The sequence below is a fragment of the Devosia sp. A369 genome (assembly GCF_054489345.1).
In genome coordinates, this window is sequence record NZ_JBTMWV010000050.1 from 1 (window position 1) to 1592 (window position 1592).

Annotated in this window: 1 protein-coding gene; it reads left to right on the forward strand. The window is 54.8% G+C overall.

The window, feature by feature from the left end; all coding sequences use genetic code 11:
* Positions 1–699 precede the first annotated feature (699 nt).
* Positions 700–1592 (forward strand): ParB N-terminal domain-containing protein (locus tag ACX3OZ_RS20810; protein ID WP_459105502.1); only part of this gene is annotated, 893 nt, incomplete at its 3' end.

The window sequence follows — 1592 nt, forward strand, 5'->3', positions numbered from 1 at the left end:
CTCCAGGTAGTATCGCTGCCCTGGCACATGGTAGATGCGCTCACCGCTGTTGATGCTGATGTTGCCCTTGATGTTGCAGCCGGCGCCGCCGAGAGAGCCGAGGGTCGCACGGGCAATGCCCGCGCCTGCATCGGGTACGATAAGCAACATAGCGCCCGCGAATCCCACACCGGCCGCCGCCAAAACGGGCAAGACTTTAACTAGACCTCGGATCATGGACACCCCTTCGATGGTGAGGATGCCACCCAGCCGCACGCTAGCAAGCCGATCTGGGGATACTGGTGAAGCAACGGTTTCTCGCGGCTTGAAAAGACGGCCTATCGCACAACTAGCGCCCCCCGGCTAAGGGCGGGGTTTGCGGTTTGCACGTATCGCGAGGTCAATGCGGGGTTGGCGAGAAGATCGAAATTGGGCGGTTCGAATTGAACAATTACCCAATTACCAAGTTATCGAATGACTGGAAATGCGAGCTGCATCCAAATACATTATGTGGAAGGACAGTCATGCTCCGGTTTAAGATGACCCATAAGACGTGAGTTAAGAGAGATTCGCTTAGACAAGACCGGTTTTTCATTACCGTATGAAGAATATGATTCGGACTAATTGTCATTTAGACTATTCCGATATTTTGCCTCTTGCTTTGTTTAGTTGACAGCAAATGTGGCCTGTGCATTTCTGATGGTAGAAAATGAGGCACACATGGCTACGCTAACGAACCACCCCGCCCCCATCGCTGTGACAGTCATGGCGCTGACTCAGGTGAAACCTGATCCCACAAATCCAAAGAAGCACTCAAAGCGTCAGATCCAAAAGCTGGCCGCTGCCTATGGTGAGTTCGGATATATTTCTCCACTGCTCGTGGACGAACAGGCGATGATCATTGCCGGTCATGGACGTTGGTTGGCAGCTGAGCGACTGGGCCTAGCCGATGTGCCGGTCATCGTATTGCGCGGGCTCTCGAAGGATCAAAAGAAGGCGCTTCGAATTGCCGACAACAAAATTGGCGAGGAGGGCAGTTGGGACGCGGCGCTACTGGCTAGCGACTTTCGCGATCTAATCGCTGCCAACTATGAGATCGAACTAACCGGTTACGACGCGATCGAAATCGATCGTCTGCTGGCGCCTCCTTCTATCGCGGGATCGGAGGAGGATATTCCGCTGCCGCCGGAGACCCCCACCAGTTGTCTCGGCGATCTCTGGCAATGCGGGGATCACCAGGTCTTTTGTGGTGACTCCCGTGAACCAGCCAGCTTTGAGTATTTGCTGCAGGGTCAACTAGCCGACCTCGTGTTCACCGATGTCCCCTACAACTTGAGAATTCCGGGGATGGTAAGTGGTGCCGGGGCCAAAACCCACACAGACTTCGCCATGGCATCGGGCGAAATGTCCGAGGCAGAGTTCGCGGCATTTCTGCTCTTGGTCATGGGTCTAGCGCGAGATCATTCGCGAAATGGGTCCCTGCACTACCACTGCATTGATTGGCGCCATATCGCCGACATGGTGCTCGCGGGACGCCAACTATTCGACAGCTTCCTCAACATATGCGTATGGGCGAAGAGCAACGGTGGCATGGGTTCGTTCTACCGCAGTCA